This window comes from Acidimicrobiales bacterium (assembly GCA_036273495.1).
Lineage (GTDB): Bacteria > Actinomycetota > Acidimicrobiia > Acidimicrobiales > JAJPHE01 > DASSEU01.
Map to the genome: position 1 here is coordinate 1 of DASUHN010000194.1, position 2914 is coordinate 2914.

4 protein-coding genes are annotated in these 2914 nt (G+C 73.0%); all 4 read left to right on the forward strand.

The window, feature by feature from the left end; translation table 11 throughout:
- The coding region (gene prs / locus VFW24_08180; GenBank protein HEX5266738.1) for a ribose-phosphate diphosphokinase at positions 1-721 on the forward strand (721 nt) is incomplete at its 5' end.
- A 138-nt stretch (positions 722-859) separates the two neighbouring features.
- The gene (locus tag VFW24_08185) at positions 860-1570 is read left to right on the forward strand and encodes a 50S ribosomal protein L25 (GenBank protein HEX5266739.1); all 711 of its coding nucleotides are present in this window, start codon (positions 860-862) and stop codon (positions 1568-1570) included.
- A gap of 54 nt (positions 1571-1624) precedes the next feature.
- On the forward strand, positions 1625-2176 hold the full coding sequence (gene pth, locus VFW24_08190) for an aminoacyl-tRNA hydrolase (protein ID HEX5266740.1): 552 nt from the start codon (positions 1625-1627) through the stop codon (positions 2174-2176).
- A gap of 13 nt (positions 2177-2189) precedes the next feature.
- Positions 2190-2914: transcription-repair coupling factor (locus VFW24_08195; protein HEX5266741.1), on the forward strand; the 725-nt coding region annotated here is incomplete at its 3' end.

Consider the following 2914-nt stretch of genomic DNA (forward strand, 5'->3'; position numbering starts at 1 on the left):
GGGCTCGGCCAAACGGATCACCGCCGTGTGCCCGTACTTCGGCTACTCCCGCCAGGACCGCAAGGCGTCGGGGCGGGAGCCGATCACCGCCCGGCTGGTGTCGGACATGCTCCGCACGGCGGGAGCGCAGCGGATCGTGTCGGTCGACCTGCACTCCGGCCAGATCCAGGGCTTCTTCGAGGGCCCCTTCGACCACCTGCGGGCCATGCCCCTTCTCCTCGACTACATCCGGGACAACGTCGGCGCCGACCCGGTCATGGTGGCGCCCGACGCCGGCCGGGTGCGGGTGGCGGAGCAGTTCGGCCAGCACCTCGACGCCGACATCGCCTTCGTCCACAAGCGGCGGGAGACCAACGCGGCCAACGAGGTGCAGGCCCGCAGCGTGGCCGGCTCGGTCAAGGGCAAGCCCTGCATCCTCATCGACGACATGATCGACACCGCCGGGACCATGTGCGCCGCCGCCGAGCTCCTGGTGGCCCACGGCGCCACCGACGTGTGGGCCATGGCCACCCACGGCATCCTCTCCGACCCCGCCATCGACCGGCTCAAGAACGCCCCGATCTCCCGGGTGGTCGTCACCAACACCCTGCCCATGCCCCAGGACCGGATCTTCGACAAGCTCGAGGTCCTGTCGATCTCCTCCATCGTGGCCGCCGCCATCGACGCCATCTTCGAGGACACCTCGGTCTCGGAGATATTCGGCGGTGAGAACCAGGCCTGAACCAGGCCTGAACGGCCGCCGCATATTTATGCACGGCGCTGAAATCGGAATCGGTGAAACACGACCAGGGGGCCGGGTAGGGCCAGGGGATAGAATCCCAGGGTTCTGGTTCCCAAGTCGTAGCGGAGCGCGCCCCCGATGCCCGAGATCACGATCGTCGCCGACACCGGCCGCAAGCCCGGCACCCGGCCCGCCGCCCGCCTGCGCCGGGAGGGGAAGATCCCGGCCGTCATCTACGGCCACGGCATCGACCCGATCGCCGTGGCCGTCGACGGCCGTGAGCTCCGGACCGCCCTGTCCACCGACGCCGGGGTCAACGCCCTGCTGTCGCTGTCGGTCGACGGCCAGAGCCACCTGACCATGGCCCGGGTCATCCAGCGCCATCCCGTCCGCCACACCGTGATCCACGTCGACTTCCAGGTCGTGCGCCGGGACGAGGTCATGAGCGTGGAGGTCTCCGTCACCCTCGTCGGGGAGGCGGAAGCCGTCCACCGCGGCGACGGGGTCGTGGCCCAGGAGCTGTACGCCCTGACCGTCAAGGCCACCCCCGACCGGATCCCCCACGCCATCGAGGTCGACATCTCCGCCCTCGAGGTGGGCGCCACCATCCGCGTGGGGGACCTGAAGCTGCCCCCGGGCGTCTCGACCGACGTCGATCCCGAGTCCCCCGTGGTGGTCGGCCAGCCCCCGCAGGCGGCGGCGGAGATGGCGGCGGTGGAGATGGAGGCCGCCGAGGAGGCCGCCGCCACGCCCGAGGGCGCCGCCGAGGCCGGCGGGGATGCTGCGGCCGAGGGCGGGGACGCGGCCCAGGGCGCGGAAGCCGGCGGCGGCTCCGAGTCCGAGGCCTAGGCGGCACTGCTCCGTCCCCGGCGGGGGACCCCGGCCGACCTGCTGGCCGTCGGCCTGGGCAACCCCGAGGCCCAATTCGAGCGGACCCGGCACAACCTCGGCGCCGAGGTGGTGGCCCGGCTGGCCGAGCGCCACGGGCAGCGGCTCAAGCTGTCGCGCAACGAGCGCTCGCTCGTGGCCGAGGCCCTGGTCGGCTCCCGCCGGCTGGCCCTCGCCTTCCCGCAGACCTACATGAACGACTCGGGCTGGGCGGTGGTGCGGCTGGTGCGGCGCTACGGCATCGACGACGTCTCCCGGCTGGTCGTGGTGCAGGACGAGCTGGACCTGCCCGTCGGGGTGGTGCGGGTGAAGATGGGCGGCGGGACGGCGGGCCACAACGGGCTCAAGTCGGTGGGGGAGCACCTGCACGAGCGGGGGTTTGCCCGGGTCCGGATCGGGATCGACAAGGCACCGGGCCGGATGACCGGCACCGACTGGGTGCTGCGGGCCCCGGGAAAGGCCGAGCGGGAGCAGCTCGACGTGGCCGTGGAGGTGGCCGCCGACGCGGTGGAGTGCATCCTCGAAGATGGTGTGGACGTGGCGATGAACCGGTTCAACAGCCGATGAGCGCAACCGGCCGGTGAGCACCGTCCTCCGCGCCCTTCCGCCCCTCCTGCGGGAGGTCCCGGCGCTGGCTGCCAACCTGGGCGCGTCGGTCGGCACCCTGGCCGTCCCCGAGCCGGGCCGGGCCATCACCGTCGCCGCCCTGGCCCACCTGACCGAGCGGCGTCCGCTGCTGGTGGCGGTGCCGACCACCGCCGATGCCGAGCGCCTGGTCCACGACCTCGAGATGTTCCTCGGGCCCGAGCAGGTCGACTGGTTCCCCCCGTGGGAGACCCTGCCGTTCGAGCGGGTCAGCCCCGGCGTCGAGACCATGGGCCGCCGGCTGCGCACGATCTGGCGCCTGGCCGAGGGCCGCCCGGCCCGCGTGGTCGTGGCCACGGCCAAGGCCCTGATCCAGCGTCTCGGCCCGGCCGGGCCCCAGCAGGGCCCGATCGTCGTCGAGCGGGGGACCCGGCTGGACGAGCAGGAGCTGGTGGCCCGACTCGTCGGCCTGGGCTACCGCCGGGAGTACCAGGTCGAGCACCGGGGCGAGGTGGCGGTGCGGGGCGGGATCGTCGACGTGTTCCCGTCCACGGCGGACGGGCCCGTGCGCATCGACCTCTGGGGGGACGAGGTCGACCGCCTCACCGACTTCGACGTGTTCGACCAGCGCTCGACGGAGGAGCGCGAGCGGGTCGAGATCTTCGGTTGCCGGGAGGTGCTGCCCGACGACGCCGTCCGGGCCCGGGCCCAGGAGCTGCT

What these genes read in the sequence shown, in the direction of transcription:
- VFW24_08185 (HEX5266739.1), top strand. Translation starts at nt 860, where the DNA reads ATGCCCGAGATCACGATCGTCGCCGACACCGGCCGCAAGCCCGGCACC.